Origin of the sequence: Anabaena sp. UHCC 0204 (assembly GCF_009711975.1) — a bacterium.
Classification (GTDB): domain Bacteria; phylum Cyanobacteriota; class Cyanobacteriia; order Cyanobacteriales; family Nostocaceae; genus Dolichospermum.
This window is the reverse complement of sequence record NZ_VIKW01000023.1, coordinates 59,916-81,217: the sequence shown is the minus strand read 5'-3', so window position 1 is coordinate 81,217 and position 21,302 is coordinate 59,916. Positions and strand designations below refer to the sequence as shown.

Sequence of the window (21,302 nt, the reverse complement as noted above, 5' to 3'; positions counted from 1 at the left end):
AACTAGAGTCTAGTTAAATTAAAAACGCTCTCCTTCCGGGGGGCGTTTTTTGTTTTCACCTCTCACACTCTCGTTTAGTCACATAATGCCGATAGCGAAACATAGCTTCTAGCTGTGCTTGTATTAACCAACCACTAATAAATTCCACTCCATCACCACCAGGAATGGAATAAGTAACATTATCGGTTAATCTAGTTTTTCCTTCTTCTTCTGTAAACTCATGACGATGTACCCAAGACTCAAAAGGTCCAGATATTTGTTCATCTGTAAACAGACGATATTTTTCATAGTCTGTGTGACGTGCTAACCAAGTTAAGGGTAAAATACCCAGAAAAAGCCGAAATTCCGTCATCGCTCCTGCTCCTAGTCCTCCTTCACGGCGGATAACTTGTACAGGTTGCCAAGGAGGTGTTAGTAGTTGCAGTATGTCTGGTCTTTCGTGGAATTTCCAAACTATCTCTACTGGTGCGTTAATGATTGAAGAATGTTTAAAGTGCAACATAGACAGAAAAACGTGACGTACTCCTACACTGATGCAAGCATAAAGTATAGGCTTCTCAGTGACTCTTCTATGAAGACATTAACTGAGCTTTGTTTTAAGTCCACGAGAAGCCCCTCCGCAGACTATGTAATTCTTACCTTGTACCCTACAAATTTTACTGTCCTGGATGAGGTGCTGGCTTATTCGCGCTATAGGACAAACCCGAAGGAGACTTGTATTAATCAAGATGTGCCTACTTGCTTCTATGCTGTGCAACGGAGTCGCTTACCAATAATCGCAATGCTATTGGGCAGAGGCTTATCAGACACCAATACGGGTGAAGTTTACCACGCTTATTATAGCAAATTATGAAATATTTGGTAAAATATACAAATTTCTATGAAAAAGATGAAAATTCAGAGTTATGCTGGTTATTAAGGGGAATAAACCCACTATAACGAGGCTATGCACCCGCATCCTCATCGAGCGATCGCCATTTGGAAGATAAAAACATTTTTATGAATTTTTTTTAATTTACCCGCCTAGATATCAATTTGTTATGCAATAATGGGAAATGAGACGTAATTCGGCGACCACGTTTGTTTTTAGTATTGATAGGCTTTTTACCTTTGGTATTTACAGACTTTTCTCCGAAATCTAAATCTCTACACTCCTATGATTTTGGAACTAATCTATGTCAATTTATGTAGGCAACCTCTCATACGAAGTTACCCAAGATGCTCTGAGCGCAGTTTTTGCAGAATATGGTACTGTAAAGCGCGTTCAATTACCTACTGACCGTGAAACAGGCAAAATGCGTGGTTTCGGTTTTGTAGAAATGGATTCAGATGCAGAAGAAGAAAAAGCTATTGAAGCCCTTGATGGTGCTGAATGGATGGGACGTGACTTGAAAGTAAACAAAGCTAAACCTAAAGAAGATCGTGGTTCTTTTGGTGGTGGAAACCGTGGCGGCGGTGGTGGAAACTTCCGCAATAACCGCTACTAAAATTAAATAAACTTAAAATAGACAATTAGGCGCTTCTAAGATAATTTAAGTTTAGCTAACAAATATTCATCTCATTACTTCCTTTTTCGGGAGGTGATGAGATGACTTTTTATATCAGATGGTATAGCCGTCGGAATTAGCAGATTTGTGGAGAAAAAATATCCTCCCAAAGAGGTATTTTGGCAAATTGGCACAAGTTATAAATATAAATAATCATAATAATGGGGCAGCACTTGCCAGCATGATTAGTCATAAAATGTTACTTTGGGAAACTATAACTTAGTTACATTTCCCTGCATTTACTTATGCCTTATCTTACTGCTGCTGGGGAAATTTCTTCCCTAATTACTGAATATACTCAAGCTAAAATCTTGTGGATAGATACAGAAGTTGCTGATTATCAAAGTCGTTATCCTCGATTATCACTAATTCAAGTATTGAATAATCCTGAAGATATGACTGGTAATAGGGTTTATTTGTTAGATGTTCTGGATCAGCCAGATTTAATTGCTGATTTTGTTGAGAGGATTATGACTAATGATGCTATTGAAAAAGTTTTTCATAATGCTCGTTATGATGTGAAATTTTTAGGAGGTAAAAAGGCTAAAAATATTACCTGTACCTTAGAAAAAGCTAAAAAAATTCCTGCATATCTCCTGCCATTACCTAATTATCAACTTAAAACTTTAGCTACTGAACTTTGTCATTTTCATAATATTGACAAAAAAGAACAAAATAGTGATTGGGGGAAAAGACCATTAAGTGAAGAACAGATAGAATATGCTTATTTTGATTGTATTTACCTAGCCCAAGTATATTTACAGTTATTGGCATTAGAGACAAAATTGAACATAGATCCAAGTCAGGAAAATTTAAGTTTATTGACTGCTAGATATATAGAAATTGAACAGCAACAAAAAATACTGAAATCAGAATTTGAGCATTTACAAGAACGGGTTAAAAAAGCGATGTTAGCACAAAATATTTCCGAAACATCATCTTGTAAACTTAGTAGTTATGAACGAAAAATCATCAAAACTCAGTTTCAAGAATTGATGAATTTAGTGGAAATCCAAGGTATTGATTTAGATTTTACAATTACTTTAACCGAAGATATACGGAAAAATTTAGGGGATAATCTGGAAAAATTAACTGTAAATGTTGATCAAAATACTTACTGGAAAATAACTCCGAATCATCAAGAATCTGAGGAAGATTAATGGTAAAAGATAAATCCTGATCAAATCTGTAAATTATTTTTGATTATAGTGATGCTGGTATTCAAAATTTTATAAAACTGATAGCAAAATTAACAGAAATTTTCTGAAAATTTTAGTAATTTTATAGATATAGGAATCCTATTTGATTTTTTAACATATACGGATTTTAGTAGGCATTTTCCAGAAATCATCTAGACTTCCTATATAAAGGGGGATATTTTTAATATTTAGTAAATTACAGTAATTAATTGGATAAAATTATTCATTAATTCAAGATAACGTCAGGGAATCTTGGTATTTGAATTGAATATTAATCAAAAAGCTAAAATATTACAGAAGTAAGCAAGCAATTTAGTGAATGATTTACTCCAAGTATAATGGCGATTTATAGTAAATTATGAAATGGCAGTTATTGACACACAATCAACAAGGGATAAACAAAGCATTCACTATAGCTATGTTTACCATTTTCAGCAGTGTTATTTGTATTTCTTGCAGTAATAATCAAGATGTATTAGTGACAGAAATAGGAGTGCGTACCCCAAATCCACAAATAGGAAGAACATCCAAATCCGGGGAATTTTATGTTCAGGGACAAACCCAACATCTTAAAGGTAATTCCCAAGCTGCTATTGCTGCTTATAGTAAATCAATTAGTCTAAACCCTGAATTTGCACCAGCATTTAAAAGTAGGGGATTGGTTTATTTTGATACTGGCAATAAAGAAGGAGCGATCGCCGATTATAATCAGGCATTGCGTCTAAATCCTAATGATGCAGAAACCTACAATAATCGTGGCAATGCTTTTGCTTCTACAGGAGATTATAGAAGAGCATTGGCGGATTATGATCAAGCCATTAGTCTGTCCCCAAAATATGCTGAAGTTTACAATAATCGAGGTAATGCTCGTGCAAACCAAGGTGATAGAAAAGGGGCATTAGAGGACTATACTCAAGCGATTCGGATCAATCAGGACTATGCTGTGGCTTATAATAATCGGGGTAATGCTTACGCAGCAGGTGGAGAACCGCAAAAAGCAATCTCTGATTATAATGAAGCAATTCGCCTCAATCCAAATTTTGGACCGGCTTTCAACAATCGAGGTAATGCTTATGCTGCAATTGGAGATAATAGAGGGGCGTTAAAAGATTTGCAACGAGCAGCAGCTATTTTTGATAAGGAAGGAAATAAGGAATTATATCAGCAAGCAATGAAAAATATTGAAGAATTAGGTAAGTGAACTACCCACACTAGATTGAAATAATGACACTGTTGTTTTCGTGCTAATCTATCTATGTGGTTCTACGGTGTCAGCCATGAAATCGGATCTACTCACACCAAAACGTATTTTTTTGGCGAGTGTCTTTTTCCCTATCATCTTACTTTTTCCTGTTTCGGGTTTGGCTATAACCATAGAAGAAGTTCCCAATCCTCGCAAAGAGTCTGGTAGCTGGGTAACTGATATGGCAGATATCCTTAACAATGAAACAGAAGCCCAAATTAATCAGATGATTTCTGAATTGGAGACAAAAACAGGCAAAGAAATGGCAGTGGTAACTGTACCAACAACGAATCCTGCTGCATCACCAAAAAGCTTTGCGACAGAATTGTTTAATTATTGGGGAATTGGGAAGAAAGGACAAGATAATGGCGTATTATTCTTGATATCAGTAGGCGATCGCCGCGTAGAAATTGAAACTGGTTATGGTATAGAAGTCATTTTACCAGATGCCAAAGTCGGCAATATTATCAAAACCGAAATCATCCCTTATTTTAAAAACGGCGATTTTGCAGGTGGTACGCTGGCAGGAAGCAAAGCTCTTGTACTAGTTTTAGGATCAGATCCTACTCAATCTGCTACTTTATACACCACACAAGTTACCCCTAATAACTCCAGACGGGGAATATTCGCTGGAATAATTGGGGGTGGGATATTCACACTATTCGCAGGGTCTATTTTTTTCCAGATACGCAAGCAGAAACTCCCCCCGGAAATTTTTCTCAAAAAAGAAGGATCTAAGCCTAAAAAACAAGGAGATTACAGATTATTTCAGAGAAAATGCAAATTCTTATGTGCTGATTGTGAACAGCCACTGAGAAAAGTAGACGCAAGCAGAATTGAATCACATCTCAGTAAACAGCAAAAAGTCGCACAACAGATAGGTAGTGTCAAATTTGAGGGCTGGGAATGTCTCCATTGTGAACAAGTACCAAATGGTAAGGGATTTAATTTAATTGGTTTTGAGACTACTTTCTCTCGATTTGCAAAATGCTCCCACTGTGAAGAATTTACTATTACTTGCACTAGAAAAACTATTAAAAAAGCCACGCAACATGAGTCGGGAATCCAACAGATGATCCAGAAATGCCATTGTTGTGATTATTACCGAAAAGGTGAGATAACAATTCCCCCTTTACCTCCTCCAAGTAGTGGTGGTAGCGGAGGTAGTTATAGTGGTGGAGGCAGTTATGGTGGTGGAAGTAGCGGCAGCAGCAGTTATAATGGCGGTGACTTTGGAGGTGGAAGTAGCGGTGGTGGTGGTGCTGGTGGTAGTTGGTGAAGTACCTAAGTAGGTGGGCGTTAAAAATTGTCGTTGGGGCAAGGGAACAGGGAACAGGGAACAGGGAACAGGAAGAGAGTTTTGAGCGATTTTACTTTTCTTTACATACCTTTAAATTTTTCTGTTCACCTACTTACACTGATACTTCGTATCCGCTCCACATTTTAAATAAAAATAAAACTTATGGCATTTCTGATAGCCATAAATAATAAGAAAGTTAAAAATTTCAATTCTCAAACTCTTGCTCTTTGCGCCTCTGCGTGAGACAAATTCATACTTATTATTAATTTTGCCCTAGAATTTGGGAATTATCAAAAAAATTGCTGTGATTAGAGCAAATTAGGGTGGGCATTACCCACCGCAAATTATTAAACTAGAATTACACCTTAAACTTAGCGGTAATCCGCTTCATAGCTTCTTCAACATTTTCCCGACTATTAAACGCAGAAATGCGGAAATAACCTTCACCCGCAGCCCCAAAACCAGAACCGGGAGTTCCCACAACATTCACAGTTTCTAACAACTTATCGAAAAATTCCCAACTGGATAAACCATGGGGAGTTTGTACCCATACATAAGGTGCATTTACGCCACCATAAACCTTTAATCCAGCCTTTGTTAGTTCTTCGCGGATGATTTTGGCATTATCTAAATAGAAACTTACCAAAGCTTTAATTTGTGATTGTCCTGCTTCTGAATAAACCGCTTCTGCACCTCTTTGAATAATGTAAGAAACGCCGTTAAATTTGGTAGACTGACGACGATTCCATAGTTTCCAAAGTTCGACATTAGAACCATCAGCGGCTTTAGCTGTGAGGGTTTTGGGAACAACAGTTAAAGCGCAACGAGTTCCAGTAAACCCGGCATTTTTGGAGAAAGAACGGAATTCAATGGCACAATCTCTCGCACCTTCTATTTCAAAAATAGAATGCGGTAAACTAGGATCAGTAATAAATGCTTCGTAAGCGGCATCAAAGAAGATAATTGAACCGTTAGCTTTGGCATAATTTACCCATGCTTGCAAATGTTCTTTCGTTGCAGTTGCACCTGTGGGATTATTAGGAAAACAAAGATAAATTAAATCAACTTTTTGGCTAGGAATTTCCGCAGTAAAGTTATTTTCAGCAGTAACAGGTAAATAAACTAAACCACCATATTCGCCTTTTTCGTTAGCATCTCCCGTGTTACCCGCCATAACGTTGGTATCTACGTAAACGGGGTATACTGGGTCTGTAACGGCGATGATGTTATTTTTGCCAAAAATATCGAGAATGTTGCCGGAATCGCATTTAGAACCGTCGGAAATGAAGATTTCATCAGCTTCTATGGCTGCTCCCCGTGCTTGGAAGTCGTGGGTGGCGATTTTCTCCCTTAACCAAGCATAACCTTGTTCTGGTCCATATCCTTTAAAAGATGAGCGATCGCCCATATCTTCTACAGCTTTAATCATCGCTGTACGACAAGCTTCTGGTAAGGGTTCGGTGACATCACCAATCCCCAACCGAATGATTTTCGCATCTGGGTTAGCTTGTGCAAAAGCATTTACCCGTCGCGCAATTTCTGGAAACAGATAGCCAGCTTTGAGTTTCAGGTAGTTGTCGTTAATCGTAGCCATAGTAAATTTTGAGAAAAAAGACAATGATACACCATCTTACTTTGAAGAACGTCTGATAGAACAAGTTTAAAGGCAATTTTTTAGCGAATTGATTTATAATTACATGGGAAAATTCCTATATTCGAGAAAAGCTAGATGAATATAATTAATAAAGCTACTAAACCATGAATTATATAAAAATGTATCATCTATATTAGTAGTCTAATTTTATTATTTTATAATTAATGATTATTTGCATGATGGGATTTATGAATAAGCATTTGTGTGTAAAGCTATTGTGTATTGGATTAGTCAATATACCCATAAGTCTAGTTACTGCTAATTCCACGGCAATTGCTACACTTAAATTGGCACAAAATCATATTGCCAGCAACCGAGTTGAAGAATTTAACGTAGTAGGTAATGAGCCATTTTGGAATATAAATATTAGCCAAAAAGGTATTGTCTATTCTTGGCTAGGAGATGGGATAAAAAAACAAACTTTTCCTTATGTAAATCCTCAAGCCGCAGACGGAAGACCTCTAGATGTGGTTAGGGTTTATCGTTTACGTGGTAGAGCCGATAATCTGCTGATTATTCATAAGGCTAATGGCTTTTGTAGTGATACTATGTCAGATAAAAAATATCCATATACAGCAACTTTAATTTTGGGTAAAACAGTAAGAACAGGTTGCGCTGAGAAAAAATAATCGAGCCATTAAATCGCTTTCATCACTATTGAATCAAATTGTCAAAATAAGGATATAGATTCCCTACTTTTTAAAGAAGGTAGGGATCTGGATCTTATGTTTTTTTAGCTAATTTACAACTTGGCTACCGTGACTGCGAGGATCATCTTGATTACTATCTGTGGCTACTGGTGCGGAAAATTGGGAAGTTTTGCCATTACTTTGAATGTGGGGAAGTGGAGAACCGGCAATTAAGGCTTCTAAGTTACTAGCCATAATAGTGCGGGGGATATCACCAATGGTTTCGGCTATAGTTTCCCCTTGTTTACCCAAAAATACAAAGTGGGGAATCCCATCTACTCGATATTTGAGCATTTCTGGCAACCATTTGGTATTATCAACATTCAACATGACAAAATTCAGGTTGTTGTCATACTGTTCTCTGAGTTTGGCCATATCAGGACTCATTTTTTGACAAACTGTACACCAATTGGCGTAAAACTCCACCAGAGAAGGTTTCCCATTACTGACAGCCACTTCTAAGGGTATAGAAGATTCATCTAATTCGGCGAGGGAAACTGAGGTAGAATCAGTTTTAAGTCCTAAAAAGAGGGCAACTCCCAAAGCGATCGCCACAATAGCAATTAAGAAGTTTTTGATGCGATTACTAGAATTTACAGGTGCTTCGGTACTCATAATCAATTTATTAAAATTTATTAAGCTGGTTCATCATCTAGTTTACAGTTTTTCCACATTATGAAAAAAAGAGTTACTCTGACTTTTCCGAAACGGGCGATTCAAATGCCAATTACCTACCGACTGGCAAAAGATTTTAATGTGGCTGCAAATATTATCCGCGCTCAAGTGGCCCCCAATCAAATTGGTAAACTGGTAGTGGAACTATTGGGAGATATTGATCAATTAGATGCAGCAATTGAATGGATGCGATCGCAACATATTCATGTTTCCCTGGGTTTAGGTGAAATTTTAATTGATGAAGATGTATGCGTTCACTGTGGTTTATGTACGGGGGTTTGTCCCACTGAAGCCCTAGCTATTAATCCAGAGACGTATAAACTCACCTTTGTGCGATCGCGTTGTATTGTTTGTGAACAATGTATTCCTACCTGCCCTGTACAAGCTATTTCTACTAATCTTTAAATAGAGATTAATAATTAGTTAACAATAGGTTAAATATCCAATTTCTACGATGAGATTTGTGAAGATAGAAGATTATTTTTCTATTTTTTTAAGAAACTATATAGGAATACAGACTATTTTTTCTCTAGTGATATGATGCAAAAACTGAATAATATCGCTAAATACTTTATTTATTATGAAAATATCTTCGGAAACCCCAAGCAAAACACTAGGTGAGACTGCATACCAAGCCATTGAAAAGCATTTTACAAAAACCATAAAATGGGAAAAAGCAGTCAAAAAAGATGAAGATCCAGAAGCAGTACACCAAATGCGAGTGGGAATGCGTCGGTTACGAACTGCTGTCAGTAGGTTTGACAAATATTTAAATTTACCAAAATCAGCAAGTGATAAAAATATTGGTAAAATTGCCCGGATTTTAGGTAGTCTGAGAGATTTAGATGTACTTGAAGAAATTCTGAAAAAAAATTACAACCCGCATTTAGTTGAAAAAGAGCAAGAATCATTAAAAACGGCTTTTACAGAATTGGATAAGCAAAGAAAAGTTGCTTTTTCTCATGTTCAAAAAATATTTAAAGATGAAACTTATAAATCTTTCAAGAATGAATGTGAAGATTGGTTGAAAAATCCCAGTTATCAATGTTTTTCATCCATACCAATTCAGCACATATTACCAGATTTACTCTCACCAGAAGTTAGTGAATTTTGCTTACATCCAGGATGGTTAATTGGGACTAAAATTGTTGAATCAGAAATAGTAGTGCAAACAAAATGGACACCCAACCAATTAGAAGAAAGTCTGAAAACAGAAGGTAAAACCCTCCATGATTTGCGAAAACAAGCCAAACGTATCCGTTACCAAATGGAGTTATTTACTGAATTATATAGTGAATCTTTCACCGCACATCTTCATGATATCAAAACTATCCAAGAAATCTTGGGCATGATTCAAGATAATATGGTTTTACATGAGTGGTTAGAAAATATCTTCAAATCAGAACTGGAGACTCAATTACCTGGTTTAACGACGCTATTAGCCGCAAATCGTTATCAATTGTGGCAAGAATGGCAACCACTACAACAACGTTATTTGCAAGCAGATACTAGATATAATTTACATTTGGTGGTGCTACAACCGACGTTAGAAAATCTTAAACAAGAAGAAAGAGATTAATTCATGGTGTGTATAAATATAGGAAAAACCCAGTAATTAGAGAGCTTATTTATTTAAGCCAAGTTTGATTAGAGTTTCTGATAACCATTCTTCTGCTTCATTATAAGTAAAGCCCTGATGATCAGACCTGGCAAATTGATCCATATGTTCACAGTAAATACTATAAGGATTGGAATCTATGTCAATCCTCCAATAAGGTTGATTTAAGTCAGGGTTTTTCCCCCCAATCCAAACATAACTAACAGTTGGTAATATCTGGCTTTTAATAAATAGGGGAACTTTTTTACTTTTATTCATAATTTTATTGATAATTACGGCTTGTACTTAGTATATACTACTCACGTTAGATTAAATGATTGTTTTTTATTGATACATACTCTTTTTTAGTAGAATCCATTTGTAAACGGATGCTTGACAGTATCATTTAACCTATATCATAAATTTTCTCAATGCTTTGCTTAAAGTCATTTAATGAAGCTTATCTATGTGAATCTGAAGAACTGGTAGCTAGAGACGATATTTTTAGCAAGTACAAGTATGCCTTGGCTCATATAGGTGTAGATTTTTATCAAGAGGATGTTCAAGAAGCTCTTCTGAACCGTATTGAAGGTTTTGAAGATGCTATACGTGCAACTCTAGCGTATTGGTACTGGTTAAAAGAATACTCTAGACCTTTTTACCGTAATGCTTGTATAATTCAAGCGATGAATGAGGGTTGGGATTCTCGCTATTGGAAGGATTCATACCTAGACAATCCCAATTTTAAAAATCCCTGTAATATATTTTGGGAAGAAGCAGGTAAAGTATGGGGATTTGATGTCAGAAATCAAATTATTGCTGATGTAAACTCTGATGATAAAGGTTATGAATATGTAATGTTCCGAAATGGTAAAACTATCTCACTTTTGGCTGCTAGACGTTTGGGGTGGGAAAGATTGAAAGAATATGCTCTAGAAAAATATTAATCAAGTTAAGTGCAATCAAAGCAATGTTAAATCAGCTTGGAATTGAAGATCATGAAATTTAACACTGGGATTATTATGACTCAATTTGTATATCCAGCTATGCTAACTGCTGATGAAAAAGATGGTGGATTTGTGGTGACATTTCCTGATTTACCAGAAGCGATTACTCAAGGTAATTCCTTGGAAGAAGCACTCAATGAAGCTGCGGATTGTTTAGAAGAAGCGATCGCTCTTCGGATTGATGATAAGCTAGAAATCCCGCAACCATCACAAGCCAAAAATCAAGAATATTTAGTAGCAGTACCAGCGCAGACAGCAATAAAAGCCGCACTATATCTAGCAATGCGTGAAAAAGGTATTAGCAAAGTCCAGCTTGCGTCTACTCTCAATATCCACGAAAAGGAAGTAAGACGTATCCTAGATCCCCACCATACAACCAAATTATCTACAATGGAACGGACTCTAGCTGTACTCGGACAACGAATTGAATTACAAATCACTGCAAAATAGAATGTATATTGTGAAGTGCTAAAATTTAATATCAAGGAGTACAACTAAATCAACTAAATTGGTGAGATTTTTTAAATCATCAAAATTTGGTTAAACAATTTGCATGATTAAAGGACTTTAATTTTCAAAATAAGTTTGAGCATCCTGATTCAGATATTCATTAATACACGATAAAAAAGAGGAAGTTATGCACATAGTTACCAATTGGATGGAAGAAGGGATAGAACAAGGTCGTAGACAAGGATTTGAACTAGGAATTAATAGAGGTATTGAGAGAGAAAAAAAATTAATTGTGCATCTAATTAAAAAGAAGCTGGGAACAATTGATGCTGAATTAGAAACTCAAATTATAAGTTTAAATTTAAATGTTGTTGAACGTTTAGCAGAAGCAACATTTGATTTCTCTACTGTAGAAGATTTACGAAATTGGTTAGATAATTTATAGTAATTCGATAATTCAAATCCCCGACTTCTTCAAGAAATTGGGGATTTGAAAAATACTAACCGATCAATTTCTGCCAACTCATTGCCCCAACAATACCATCGGCAACTAAACCATTTTGCTGTTGAAATCTCTTAATTGCTGCTTCTGTTTTGGGACCATAAATACCATCAGGATCAGCACCAACACGAAATTGTAAATATCTAATAATCACACCACTAGCATGAGTTCCTTGAATAACCCGTTTAGCTAATATTTGATTGATAGCCCCCCAAGTTGTATTACCTGCTATTCCTGTTGCTAAAACTCCCACAATTCTTTGGAATTTTTCCGTAGCCGAAGATGTAGCAGGTCCCATGCTATTATCTTCTACAAGAGGCTTATTATTTCTATCAGTAATTTTCAGGCGGTTTAAAGTCTGTTGTAGCCTGAGAATGCTTTTATCTTTGTTCTCTTCTTCACCTATAATAGTATTGACAGGAGCATTAGGAACAGGATTTGCAGGTACATTAGGAGGAGGATTTATAGGCTTAGGACTTACAGGATTTGCTGCTACTTTACCTGTTAAGCCGGCAACTATAGCATTAGCCATTGCTTCACCATCATATATTTGCATATCTTTGGCAGAATCAATGAAGCAACATTCTACAAGAATTCCCGGCATATTTGTTCTTCGGAGAACAAATAAGTGAGAACCATTTTTAACACCGCGATTAAAAAATCCTAACTTGATGATTTCATTTAATACTGGTTGGGCAATTTTTCTGCCAGCATCACTCATCGCAAATATTTCTGCCCCATTAGCTTTACCATTGAAAGCATTAAAATGAATAGATACAAATACATCTACTCTGTTACTATTGGCGATATTACAGCGACTACCTAAAGACTGACTTACTGTCCTGGCACTATTAGGTTTACAGGGAATAACTGTATGTCCTAGACTTTTTAATTTATCTATAACCTTATTGCCCACCTCCGTTGTTAATCTATCTTCGGATTTAATACCATTTGCGCCGGTATCGGGAGGGCAGTTATGACCAATATCAATGCCGAATTTCATGTGTATCTCCTTAATTGACTTTCCCAGTATTCCAATAGTCTGCTACTTGTTAATATAGTTCCAAAAAGCATAGACATTATTTTAATCTCTAGGTAGAGATTCCCCCATTAATCCCCAACAATGTTTAAGATCAAGGTAAAGAAATATTTCGTAGCAAAAGCATAATGAAACGTATTGTCTTGATTGCTGGGTTTGAATCGTTTAACGCGGACTTGTACCGGAAAGCGGCTTTTTTGGCTAATTCTCGGTGTCCAGAGTTGGATATTCGAGTATTTAGCGATCGCAATATTACCACCAATAGCACCGAAGTTGAAGCCGCCCTCAAAGACGCAGATGTGTTCTTTGGCAGTTTACTCTTCGATTATGACCAAGTTGTGTGGCTACGGGAACGTATCGCTAACATCCCTATCCGGCTGATTTTCGAGTCAGCACTGGAATTAATGAGTTTAACTAAAATCGGTGCATTTTCCATTGGTGACAAACCCAAAGGAATGCCCAAACCCGTTAAATTCATCCTTGACAAATTCACCAACGGTAAAGAAGAAGACAAACTTGCCGGTTATATCAGTTTCCTCAAAGTCGGTCCCAAGTTATTAAAATTCGTACCAGTGCAGAAAGTCCAAGACCTTCGTAACTGGTTAATTATCTATGGTTATTGGAATGCCGGCGGTTCAGAAAACGTCGCTTCCCTATTTTGGACAATTGCGGAAAAATACTTAGATTTAAAAGTCGGAGATATACCGCCACCTATCGAAACCCCCAACATGGGGTTATTACATCCCGACTATCAAGGCTTCTTTACATCACCCAAAGCATACTTAGAATGGTATGAAAAAAGGGAACAGGACGTAGGGGCGCAGGGCCTGCGCCCAATCATCGGTATCCTAATTTACCGAAAGCACGTCATCACCAAATTGCCCTATATTCCCCAACTGATACGCTATTTTGAAAAAGCGGGTTTAACTCCCTTACCCATCTTTATTAACGGTGTAGAAGGTCACGTAGCCGTCAGAGATTGGATGACCAGCGACTACGAAACCCAACAACGTCAACGGGGTAATATTGAAACCCTTTCCCTTTCCTCAGAAGCAGTAAAAATTGATGCCATAGTTTCTACTATCGGTTTTCCCCTCGTGGGTGGTCCCGCTGGTTCAATGGAAGCAGGACGACAAATAGAAGTTGCTAAACGCATTCTTACCGCTAAAAATGTTCCTTATATCGTCGCTGCACCTTTATTAATTCAAGATATTTTCTCTTGGACAAGGCAAGGTGTAGGCGGTTTACAAAGTGTTGTCTTATATTCTTTACCAGAATTAGATGGTGCAATTGATACGATTCCTCTTGGTGGTTTAGTTGGGGAAAATATTTATTTAGTTCCAGAACGAGTTCGGCGTTTAACTAATAGAGTTAAAAGCTGGGTTGCACTGCGACAAAAACATATTTCTGAACGGAAAATTGCCATTATTTTATATGGGTTTCCCCCTGGCTATGGTGCGGTAGGAACTGCTGCTTTATTAAACGTTCCTCGCAGTTTAATTAAATTACTAAATGCCCTAAAAGAACAGGGTTATACAGTTGGTGATATTCCCGAAGATGGGGAAGAATTAATTCGCCAAATTAAAGAAGCAGATGAAGTTAATCCCCTTGTAGAACAATTAGAAAATAACAGAAAAGATATCACAACCGTCAATGCAAAAACCTTAGAAAAATGGCTAGGTTATCTTTTTACATCTCGCATTGAAAAACAATGGAAATATCTCACTGGTAGCGGTATTAAAACCTATGGTGATGATTTTAATATTGGTGGTGTGCAGTTAGGAAATGTCTGGATAGGTGTCCAGCCACCTTTGGGAATTCAAGGTGATCCGATGCGGTTAATGTTTGAACGAGATTTAACCCCACATCCTCAATATGCAGCTTATTATAAATGGTTACAAAATGATTTTCAAGCTGATGCGATCGTTCATTTTGGAATGCACGGAACTGTTGAATGGTTGCCAGGTTCACCATTAGGAAATACAGGTTATTCTTGGTCTGATATTTTGTTAGGAAATCTGCCCAATCTCTATATCTATGCGGCAAATAATCCTTCAGAATCAATTTTAGCTAAACGTCGCGGTTATGGGGTATTAATTTCTCATAATGTTCCTCCCTATGGACGCGCTGGTTTATATAAGGAGTTGGTAAATTTACGCGATTTAATTTCTGAATATCGGGAAGATCCCGAAAAGAATTATCTGTTAAAGGAAGGGATTTGTAAGAAGATTGTTGATACTGGTTTGGATGCTGATTGTCCTTTTGATGATGCGAAAAGGTTGGGGATTCCGTTCACACCGGAAAATGTGAGGATGTTTAGTAATCATGCTTTTGATCATTATTTGGTGAAGTTGTATGAGTATCTACAGGTGTTAGAAAATCGTTTGTTTTCTTCTGGGTTACATACTTTGGGGGAAGCACCGAATCAGGAGGAGTTAACTGGTTATTTGGATGCTTATTTTGGGGGAGAGAATGAACCACGAAGGAGCGAAGAACACGAAGGAAGAGGGGAAGAAGAAAGAAAGGAAATTACAAGGTTATTAAATCAGTCTACTGATGAGTTGACGAATCTTTTGCGGGGTTTAAATGGTGAGTTTATTCCTCCTGCACCTGGTGGGGATTTGTTGCGTGATGGTGCTGGTGTTTTACCTACGGGTAGGAATATTCACGCTTTAGATCCTTATCGTATGCCTTCTCCTGCTGCTTTTGAACGGGGTAAGGAAATTGCTAAGAAAATTATTTCTCAAGCGTTAGATGAAAATAAGAAGTATCCGGAAACTGTGGCGGTTTTGTTATGGGGTTTGGATGCTATTAAAACTAAGGGTGAATCTCTTGGTATTCTCTTGGAATTGGTGGGTGCTGAACCTGTGAAGGAGGGAACTGGAAGAATTGTTAGATATGATCTGAAACCTCTAGATCAAGTTGGACATCCACGCATTGATGTGTTAGCAAATTTATCGGGTATTTTCCGCGATAGTTTTGTGAATATTATCGAATTATTAGATGATTTATTTCAACGGGCTGCGGAGATTGATGAACCGGAGGAAATGAATTTTATTAGAAAACACGCTTTGGCTTTGAAAGCCCAAGGTGTGGAAAATTGTTCCGCAAGATTGTTTTCTAATCCTTCTGGTGATTTCGGTTCTTTGGTTAATGATAGGGTGGTTGATGGTAATTGGGAATCTGGGGAAGAGTTGGGGAATACTTGGGAAAGTCGCAATGTGTTTAGTTATGGTAGAAATGATAAAGGACAAGCTAGGCCGGAAGTATTGCAGACTTTATTAAAAACTAGCGATCGCATTGTTCAAGAAATAGATTCGGTAGAATATGGTTTAACTGATATTCAGGAATATTATGCAAATACTGGCGGTTTGAAAAAAGCCGCAGAAAAGCAAAGCGGGAAAAAAGTTACAGCTAGTTTTGTGGAAAGTTTTTCTAAGGATACTACACCCCGCAATTTAGATGATTTGTTGCGAATGGAATACAGAACTAAGTTGTTAAATCCTAAATGGGCTGACGCAATGGCTAATCAAGGTTCTGGTGGTGCTTTTGAAATTTCCCAACGCATGACGGCGTTAATTGGTTGGGGTGGTACTGCTGATTTTAGAGATGATTGGGTATATGATCAAGCAGCCGAAACCTATGCTTTAGATCCAGAAATGGCGGAAAAATTACGCAAAGCCAATCCTGAAGCTTTTAGAAATATTGTCGGGAGAATGTTGGAAGCATCGGGACGCGGTTTATGGCAAGCTGATGGAGATAAGTTAGATAAATTGCGTCAGTTGTATGATTTGACTGATGAACAATTAGAAGGAGTGACAGTGTAAAATGCAAGAAAAACCTATGAAGTTTATCATTACGATATTTCCAGATGAAGATGGGATGTTTATTGCTGAATGTCTCTCTATTCCTGGTTGTGTTAGTCAAGGGATAACTGAAGAAGAAGCAGAGGAAAACATTCAAGAAGCAATTAGGGAATGTTTAGAGGTTAGGTTAGAAAAAGGGATGCCTTTAACAGTAATAACTCGTGAAGTGGAAGTGTATATATAATGCCTGCTGTACCAATATTAAAACCTGCGGAGGTTATTAAAGCATTTACAAAACTTGGTTGGGAAGTTTCTCGTCAACGCGGAAGTCATATTATTATGACCAAAGAAGGACATCCAGCTACTCTTTCTGTACCTAAACATAATGAAGTAGCGCGAGGTACTTTACGCAGTCTTATTTCTAAAGCAGGAATAACGGTAGAAGAATTTATGGAAGCGTTGGATAATTAAAATTATAATCGTAGGTTGGATTAAGCAACGCGCAACCCAACCAAATGTTTTATCTAATGATCAGGTGACTTTAATGTGGGGTTCAAATTTTTAATTCAAATCCTGGTAAAACATCTTCTCCAAAAAGTACAGCAGGAAGTTGGACAATTTCTACAGGTTTTCCGATTCTATAAATTTCTACTTCTTTATCTTGTGGGTTAATTAACCAACCCAAACGCAAACCATTGGTGATATATTCCTGCATTTTTTCTTGCAGGGTTTTCAATCTATCGGTTTTTGATCTCAGTTCAATTATAAAATCTGGTGTAAGTGGGGGAAATTTTTCTCGTTCTTCTTCTGTTAATGCTTCCCAGCGTTCTAATTTTATCCAAGCAACATCAGGTGAACGTTTTGCACCATTGGGAAGTCGGAATATTGTTGAGGAACTAAATACTATTCCTAGTTTTGTTTGGTAATTCCACAGACTGACTTTAAAATTTAAGTCGGCTTCACTACGGCCGCTTTCTCCTCCTACTGGTGGCACAATAATTAATTCTCCCTGTGCATTTAGTTCTAAGCTTACATCTTTATTGGCCATACAGAGTTGGTAAAATTGATCATCTGTAAGGCGAACAATTGGATCTAGGTTTAAGGTAACTGTATTCATTTAACTACTCTTAGTCTTAAATTAATACGTTATAATTGATGTCGAAAAACTCAAGTAGATTGTTTCCGTCGTAATTCCCAAGGGTTATGGGTATTACAATCTTATCAAAAATCATCTTTTAAAATAATTCTATAATACAATCTCTCAATATTTCTATTAAATCTTCCTTACTCACTTTATTATCAGCAACTTGCATTGTTAATTGATATGCTTCCTCTGGTGTCATATTCAATTCATAATCATTGATATTCAAAAATGTCACCATAACATCAAAAGCAGTACGTTTATTTCCATCTATAAAAGCATGATTTTTACAAATGTGAAATAAATAAGCTGCGGCTTGTTCATAAATTGTCGGATGTAAAAACTCCCCTCCAAAACTTGCTTGAGGTTGGTAAATCGCAGAATCTAATAAACCTTCATCGCGGATACCGTATGATCCACCATATAAGTTAATCTGCTTTTTATGTATACTTAATACATCTTCTTTTGCAATAAATTGAGGACTATGCAAGTTTTCTATACACATAATCCCATTTTTCTGTAGATGCTAAAGAAATCAGCATAGCTTCTGATTCTTGAGGAATATTATCTTCTTTGTTAAAAGCTATAGCTTCCTCTTCACTTAATAACTTAGTTCGTAAACTGAATTTGATTAGTGATTGCATTAAATGTTTGCTTGTTTCTTCAAAAATATATTGTTTATCAAGTGAATAGAATTGAGATTCAGCTTTATTTTGCATGAGATTGTGTGAATTCTCAGTATTCATAACATCTGTAATTAGTCTTGTGAATATTTCTTTACCATGTTTTGTAAAAATAAAGTCCCAATATTGATCTAAAATTTCTTTAAATAAAAAAATGTATCTAACAAAAAGTAGCAGTGATAATTCATTCTGTTGTTTTTTTACCTTCAAAGCCACAGCAAGCTTAATAAATTTATTAAGCTTGTACAGCAATTTTATCATTTCATATTGAACCTGACTAAAAGATATTTGCCGACTATTAGCTAACTCAAATATCTCCGCCATTTTTTCATCTTCCGGGTTAGCATTATTTAAACATCTTTCCAGAACTTCTATTCTTTCCTGAATGCTGTCAATCATCTCTTGTGGGAATGTAAAGCTGTATAGCATATTTTATTTACCTAGCTTATCAGGTTATCCACTTCCTTAAATATACCTTTCTACCTTAACCCAAAAAAACGAGCGTATAACTTAAATCCTCGCTAAACTAAATTTACACTTTTTCATAATTATAGAGTTTCATCAATCATCATCTATGCTTTCAGCTATAAGTAGGGTGGGTTACGCTGTTGCTAAGGGAACTCCAGGAAATAAATTAGATTTATTTTGTGCGACTATTGCAAAATTTGAATTTTGGAGTAATAGTTTTTCAATACAACTGCACTGATTATCTCCAAAAAATGTTACAAGATTTAACGCCAATTAATAGTTTACTGCTCTTGAGTACCGCCTTTGTTGCCGGTGGACTTAATGCTGTCGCAGGTGGTGGCAGTTTCATTACATTTCCCACACTGATATTTACAGGTGTACCACCAATTACTGCTAATGCTACAAATAATACTGCGCTTTGGATAGCCTCTATGGCTAGTGCAGGTGCATATCGGCGGGATTTGACTGTTGAAAGGCGAGAATTATTATTACTAGCTATTACCAGTTTGCTGGGTGGAGCGATAGGTTCTATAGTGTTGCTATATACATCAGCCGATGTCTTTAAGAAATTGCTGCCCTATCTGTTACTTTTAGCGACGCTAATATTTACATTTAGCGAACCTTTGAAGACATGGCTGCAACTTCAGGGCAAAAATTCATCATCAGCATCTCCACCTTTATTAACTCTCTTATTTGCTCAACTAGCAATTTCTATCTATGGCGGTTTCTTCGGTGCAGGTGTGGGAATTTTAATGTTGGCAACTCTCAGTTTTTTAGGTATCAAAAATATCCACGCCATGAATGCTTTTAAAACCTTGTTGGGTAGTTGCGTCAACGGTATCGCTATTATTCCTTTTGTTTTTGCAGGTTTAATTCTTTGGCATCAGGCTGTTGTCATGGCAGTTGGTGGTTCTCTTGGTGGTTACTTATCCGCTCATTTTGCTCGGCAATTAGAACCTAACTTAGTGCGAAAATTTGTGATGGTAGTTGCCTTTACCATGACTATCTACTTTTTTATTGATGGTTAGTAGGGGAGAAGAAAATTAAAATCCAGTGACTTGAAAAAAGTTAGAATAAAGGAATAATACCCCATCGAAAACCAAAAATGAAATGAGTAATCCCCATGTTTTATGCCTTGGCGAAGTCTTATTTGATTGTTTAGCTGATCAATTGGGACTCAAGCTAGAAGAAGTGAAATCATGGACTCCCTACCCAGGAGGAGCGCCTGCAAATGTAGCTTGTGCTTTGGTGAAATTGGGGACATCAGCAGGATTTATTGGCGCAGTAGGCCAGGACGAACCAGGGAATAAACTGGTGACATTATTAGAAGATATTGGTGTAGATACCACTGGTGTACAACGTCATTCTACAGCACCTACTAGACAAGTATATGTAGTTAGGGATTTAGCCGGCGATCGCACTTTTGCTGGTTTTGGTAAATATGATACTTCCGAATTTGCCGATACCCGTCTCCAAGCTACAAGTTTACCACCGGCGCTTTTTGATGAAGCAGACTTTTTGGTAGTAGGAACTTTAGAACTAGCCTATCCTGACAGTGAAAAAGCTGTCTTGCGGGCTTTGGAGTTAGCAGAACAATATGACCTAAAAATTATTCTTGATGTCAATTGGCGACCAGTATTTTGGCAAGATGAAAATATAGCCAAGGCCAAAATTCTCTCCCTATTAAAGCGATTTGATTTTCTCAAACTGACAAAAGAAGAGGCTGAATGGTTATTTGATACCAAAGATGCCGGAGCAATTACTTATCGGCTCAATTCTTTGGAAGGGGTTTTGGTGACAGATGGTGAAAATGGTTGTTCCTATTGTTTAGGTGAGAATGAAGGTAAAATCCCCGCTTTTTCTATCCCTGTTGTTGATACCACTGGTGCAGGAGATAGTTTCTTAGCTGGGTTTATCCATCAATTACAACAAGTGGGAATTCACAGTCTTAAAGATGGAGAAATAGCCAAAAAAATTGTCACTTATGCCAGTGCTGTAGGGGCGCTCACTACTATTAAACCAGGAGCGATCGCATCCCAACCCACTGCGGCTGAAGTAGATGCTTTTCTAGCCTCCCAGCAACTCAGCTAAATTCCCAAAGTCTGTCTAACCTGATCTACAATCACTTCAATCGGTTGGGAAATATCCACATAAATAGCATTATCTGGCTCTTCAAGGTCATTAAACTGGCTTTTGAGGAGTTTTTCACTCATAAAGTGATTAGGTTTGGGTAATTCTACCTTTAGCTATATGACAACTGTCTTTAGTGCTATTTTCTGCTGTACAAATATGCTGGCAATGT

At 36.9% G+C, this 21,302-nt stretch carries 24 protein-coding genes; 15 read left to right on the top strand and 9 right to left on the bottom strand.

The features are described from left to right. Window positions 1–55: 55 nt before the first annotated feature. Window positions 56–502: an SRPBCC family protein gene (locus FJR04_RS18175; RefSeq protein ID WP_168497321.1), complete on the bottom strand. Its 447-nt coding sequence runs from the start codon at window positions 500–502 to the stop codon at window positions 56–58. A gap of 673 nt (window positions 503–1,175) precedes the next feature. On the opposite strand from FJR04_RS18175, the gene FJR04_RS18170 reads away from it, so the two are divergent. The 4 genes from FJR04_RS18170 (at window position 1,176) to FJR04_RS18155 (ending at window position 5,268) form a co-directional block, all read left to right on the top strand. Then, window positions 1,176–1,487: an RNA-binding protein gene (locus FJR04_RS18170; RefSeq protein ID WP_168497319.1), complete on the top strand. Its 312-nt coding sequence runs from the start codon at window positions 1,176–1,178 to the stop codon at window positions 1,485–1,487. A gap of 305 nt (window positions 1,488–1,792) precedes the next feature. Continuing rightward, a complete protein-coding gene (locus tag FJR04_RS18165; RefSeq protein WP_168497317.1) occupies window positions 1,793–2,707 on the top strand; it encodes a ribonuclease D in 915 nt (304 codons plus the stop codon). 397 nt (window positions 2,708–3,104) lie between these two features. Beyond that, on the top strand, window positions 3,105–3,947 hold the full coding sequence (locus tag FJR04_RS18160) for a tetratricopeptide repeat protein (RefSeq protein WP_168497315.1): 843 nt from the start codon (window positions 3,105–3,107) through the stop codon (window positions 3,945–3,947). Between the two features lie 76 nt (window positions 3,948–4,023). Next, on the top strand, window positions 4,024–5,268 hold the full coding sequence (locus FJR04_RS18155) for a YgcG family protein (RefSeq protein ID WP_168497313.1): 1,245 nt from the start codon (window positions 4,024–4,026) through the stop codon (window positions 5,266–5,268). Between the two features lie 379 nt (window positions 5,269–5,647). Here FJR04_RS18155 and FJR04_RS18150 read toward each other — a convergent pair whose 3' ends face one another. Next, window positions 5,648–6,883, bottom strand: a complete 1,236-nt coding sequence (locus FJR04_RS18150; RefSeq protein ID WP_168497311.1) for an LL-diaminopimelate aminotransferase — start codon at window positions 6,881–6,883, stop codon at window positions 5,648–5,650. A 248-nt stretch (window positions 6,884–7,131) separates the two neighbouring features. On the opposite strand from FJR04_RS18150, the gene FJR04_RS18145 reads away from it, so the two are divergent. Beyond that, window positions 7,132–7,572, top strand: a complete 441-nt coding sequence (locus FJR04_RS18145; RefSeq protein ID WP_168497338.1) for a COG3650 family protein — start codon at window positions 7,132–7,134, stop codon at window positions 7,570–7,572. 108 nt (window positions 7,573–7,680) lie between these two features. Here the strand turns inward: FJR04_RS18145 and FJR04_RS18140 are convergent, their stop codons facing one another. Continuing rightward, on the bottom strand, window positions 7,681–8,247 hold the full coding sequence (locus tag FJR04_RS18140; RefSeq protein WP_168497309.1) for a thioredoxin family protein: 567 nt from the start codon (window positions 8,245–8,247) through the stop codon (window positions 7,681–7,683). A 60-nt stretch (window positions 8,248–8,307) separates the two neighbouring features. Between FJR04_RS18140 and FJR04_RS18135 the strand changes: the two genes are divergently transcribed. Both FJR04_RS18135 and FJR04_RS18130 read left to right on the top strand, forming a co-directional pair. Beyond that, window positions 8,308–8,712, top strand: a complete 405-nt coding sequence (locus tag FJR04_RS18135; protein WP_168497307.1) for an NIL domain-containing protein — start codon at window positions 8,308–8,310, stop codon at window positions 8,710–8,712. A 175-nt stretch (window positions 8,713–8,887) separates the two neighbouring features. Continuing rightward, the gene (locus FJR04_RS18130) at window positions 8,888–9,886 is read left to right on the top strand and encodes a CHAD domain-containing protein (protein WP_168497305.1); all 999 of its coding nucleotides are present in this window, start codon (window positions 8,888–8,890) and stop codon (window positions 9,884–9,886) included. Between the two features lie 45 nt (window positions 9,887–9,931). Here the strand turns inward: FJR04_RS18130 and FJR04_RS18125 are convergent, their stop codons facing one another. Continuing rightward, window positions 9,932–10,183 carry a hypothetical protein gene (locus FJR04_RS18125; protein ID WP_168497302.1) on the bottom strand — a complete coding sequence of 84 codons (252 nt, stop codon included), beginning with the start codon at window positions 10,181–10,183 and terminating at the stop codon, window positions 9,932–9,934. Between the two features lie 152 nt (window positions 10,184–10,335). On the opposite strand from FJR04_RS18125, the gene FJR04_RS18120 reads away from it, so the two are divergent. From FJR04_RS18120 to FJR04_RS18110, 3 genes are all read left to right on the top strand, one after another. After that, complete coding sequence (locus FJR04_RS18120) at window positions 10,336–10,851, top strand: hypothetical protein (protein ID WP_168497300.1); 516 nt, start codon at window positions 10,336–10,338, stop codon at window positions 10,849–10,851. A gap of 51 nt (window positions 10,852–10,902) precedes the next feature. Continuing rightward, on the top strand, window positions 10,903–11,361 hold the full coding sequence (locus tag FJR04_RS18115) for a type II toxin-antitoxin system HicB family antitoxin (RefSeq protein WP_217359416.1): 459 nt from the start codon (window positions 10,903–10,905) through the stop codon (window positions 11,359–11,361). Between the two features lie 187 nt (window positions 11,362–11,548). Next, window positions 11,549–11,806, top strand: a complete 258-nt coding sequence (locus tag FJR04_RS18110) for a DUF4351 domain-containing protein (RefSeq protein WP_168497297.1) — start codon at window positions 11,549–11,551, stop codon at window positions 11,804–11,806. A gap of 55 nt (window positions 11,807–11,861) precedes the next feature. Here FJR04_RS18110 and FJR04_RS18105 read toward each other — a convergent pair whose 3' ends face one another. After that, complete coding sequence (locus FJR04_RS18105; RefSeq protein WP_168497295.1) at window positions 11,862–12,866, bottom strand: N-acetylmuramoyl-L-alanine amidase; 1,005 nt, start codon at window positions 12,864–12,866, stop codon at window positions 11,862–11,864. 164 nt (window positions 12,867–13,030) lie between these two features. Here FJR04_RS18105 and bchH point away from each other — a divergent pair, with 164 nt between their 5' ends. The 3 genes from bchH to FJR04_RS18090 are packed head-to-tail and all read left to right on the top strand — an operon-like array spanning window position 13,031 to window position 17,179. After that, window positions 13,031–16,729 carry a magnesium chelatase subunit H gene (bchH, locus tag FJR04_RS18100; protein WP_168497293.1) on the top strand — a complete coding sequence of 1,233 codons (3,699 nt, stop codon included), beginning with the start codon at window positions 13,031–13,033 and terminating at the stop codon, window positions 16,727–16,729. 16 nt (window positions 16,730–16,745) lie between these two features. After that, window positions 16,746–16,952, top strand: coding sequence for a type II toxin-antitoxin system HicB family antitoxin (locus tag FJR04_RS18095; protein ID WP_168497333.1), 207 nt, complete (start codon window positions 16,746–16,748; stop codon window positions 16,950–16,952). Next, the gene (locus FJR04_RS18090; protein WP_174763559.1) at window positions 16,952–17,179 is read left to right on the top strand and encodes a type II toxin-antitoxin system HicA family toxin; all 228 of its coding nucleotides are present in this window, start codon (window positions 16,952–16,954) and stop codon (window positions 17,177–17,179) included. Before FJR04_RS18095 ends, FJR04_RS18090 begins: the two co-directional genes overlap by 1 nt. Window positions 17,180–17,261: 82 nt before the next feature. Here FJR04_RS18090 and FJR04_RS18085 read toward each other — a convergent pair whose 3' ends face one another. The 3 genes from FJR04_RS18085 to FJR04_RS18075 form a co-directional block, all read right to left on the bottom strand. After that, window positions 17,262–17,825 (bottom strand): Uma2 family endonuclease, encoded by a 564-nt coding sequence (locus tag FJR04_RS18085; protein WP_168497291.1) that lies wholly within the window; start codon window positions 17,823–17,825, stop codon window positions 17,262–17,264. A gap of 118 nt (window positions 17,826–17,943) precedes the next feature. After that, window positions 17,944–18,339 (bottom strand): type II toxin-antitoxin system death-on-curing family toxin, encoded by a 396-nt coding sequence (locus FJR04_RS18080; protein ID WP_168497289.1) that lies wholly within the window; start codon window positions 18,337–18,339, stop codon window positions 17,944–17,946. After that, window positions 18,332–18,931 (bottom strand): hypothetical protein, encoded by a 600-nt coding sequence (locus FJR04_RS18075; protein WP_217359414.1) that lies wholly within the window; start codon window positions 18,929–18,931, stop codon window positions 18,332–18,334. The genes FJR04_RS18080 and FJR04_RS18075 overlap by 8 nt, the downstream gene beginning before the upstream one ends. A gap of 320 nt (window positions 18,932–19,251) precedes the next feature. On the opposite strand from FJR04_RS18075, the gene FJR04_RS18070 reads away from it, so the two are divergent. Together FJR04_RS18070 and FJR04_RS18065 are read left to right on the top strand one after the other, a co-directional pair. After that, a complete protein-coding gene (locus FJR04_RS18070; protein ID WP_168497285.1) occupies window positions 19,252–20,028 on the top strand; it encodes a sulfite exporter TauE/SafE family protein in 777 nt (258 codons plus the stop codon). Between the two features lie 82 nt (window positions 20,029–20,110). Further along, window positions 20,111–21,091, top strand: coding sequence for a carbohydrate kinase (locus FJR04_RS18065; protein ID WP_168497283.1), 981 nt, complete (start codon window positions 20,111–20,113; stop codon window positions 21,089–21,091). Here the strand turns inward: FJR04_RS18065 and FJR04_RS26505 are convergent. Then, window positions 21,088–21,213, bottom strand: a complete 126-nt coding sequence (locus tag FJR04_RS26505; RefSeq protein ID WP_256366799.1) for a hypothetical protein — start codon at window positions 21,211–21,213, stop codon at window positions 21,088–21,090. The two genes, FJR04_RS18065 and FJR04_RS26505, sit on opposite strands and share 4 nt — an antisense overlap. Between the last annotated feature and the right edge of the window lie 89 nt (window positions 21,214–21,302).

Coding starts and splice junctions, on each gene's coding strand:
- FJR04_RS18175 (WP_168497321.1), bottom strand. CDS start 502: ATGTTGCACTTTAAACATTCTTCAATCATTAACGCACCAGTAGAGATA.
- FJR04_RS18170 (WP_168497319.1), top strand. CDS start 1,176: ATGTCAATTTATGTAGGCAACCTCTCATACGAAGTTACCCAAGATGCT.
- FJR04_RS18165 (WP_168497317.1), top strand. CDS start 1,793: ATGCCTTATCTTACTGCTGCTGGGGAAATTTCTTCCCTAATTACTGAA.
- FJR04_RS18160 (WP_168497315.1), top strand. CDS start 3,105: ATGAAATGGCAGTTATTGACACACAATCAACAAGGGATAAACAAAGCA.
- FJR04_RS18155 (WP_168497313.1), top strand. CDS start 4,024: ATGAAATCGGATCTACTCACACCAAAACGTATTTTTTTGGCGAGTGTC.
- FJR04_RS18150 (WP_168497311.1), bottom strand. CDS start 6,883: ATGGCTACGATTAACGACAACTACCTGAAACTCAAAGCTGGCTATCTG.
- FJR04_RS18145 (WP_168497338.1), top strand. CDS start 7,132: ATGAATAAGCATTTGTGTGTAAAGCTATTGTGTATTGGATTAGTCAAT.
- FJR04_RS18140 (WP_168497309.1), bottom strand. CDS start 8,247: ATGAGTACCGAAGCACCTGTAAATTCTAGTAATCGCATCAAAAACTTC.
- FJR04_RS18135 (WP_168497307.1), top strand. CDS start 8,308: ATGAAAAAAAGAGTTACTCTGACTTTTCCGAAACGGGCGATTCAAATG.
- FJR04_RS18130 (WP_168497305.1), top strand. CDS start 8,888: ATGAAAATATCTTCGGAAACCCCAAGCAAAACACTAGGTGAGACTGCA.
- FJR04_RS18125 (WP_168497302.1), bottom strand. CDS start 10,183: ATGAATAAAAGTAAAAAAGTTCCCCTATTTATTAAAAGCCAGATATTA.
- FJR04_RS18120 (WP_168497300.1), top strand. CDS start 10,336: ATGCTTTGCTTAAAGTCATTTAATGAAGCTTATCTATGTGAATCTGAA.
- FJR04_RS18115 (WP_217359416.1), top strand. CDS start 10,903: ATGAAATTTAACACTGGGATTATTATGACTCAATTTGTATATCCAGCT.
- FJR04_RS18110 (WP_168497297.1), top strand. CDS start 11,549: ATGCACATAGTTACCAATTGGATGGAAGAAGGGATAGAACAAGGTCGT.
- FJR04_RS18105 (WP_168497295.1), bottom strand. CDS start 12,866: ATGAAATTCGGCATTGATATTGGTCATAACTGCCCTCCCGATACCGGC.
- bchH (WP_168497293.1), top strand. CDS start 13,031: ATGAAACGTATTGTCTTGATTGCTGGGTTTGAATCGTTTAACGCGGAC.
- FJR04_RS18095 (WP_168497333.1), top strand. CDS start 16,746: ATGAAGTTTATCATTACGATATTTCCAGATGAAGATGGGATGTTTATT.
- FJR04_RS18090 (WP_174763559.1), top strand. CDS start 16,952: ATGCCTGCTGTACCAATATTAAAACCTGCGGAGGTTATTAAAGCATTT.
- FJR04_RS18085 (WP_168497291.1), bottom strand. CDS start 17,825: ATGAATACAGTTACCTTAAACCTAGATCCAATTGTTCGCCTTACAGAT.
- FJR04_RS18075 (WP_217359414.1), bottom strand. CDS start 18,931: ATGATTGACAGCATTCAGGAAAGAATAGAAGTTCTGGAAAGATGTTTA.
- FJR04_RS18070 (WP_168497285.1), top strand. CDS start 19,252: ATGTTACAAGATTTAACGCCAATTAATAGTTTACTGCTCTTGAGTACC.
- FJR04_RS18065 (WP_168497283.1), top strand. CDS start 20,111: ATGAGTAATCCCCATGTTTTATGCCTTGGCGAAGTCTTATTTGATTGT.
- FJR04_RS26505 (WP_256366799.1), bottom strand. CDS start 21,213: ATGAGTGAAAAACTCCTCAAAAGCCAGTTTAATGACCTTGAAGAGCCA.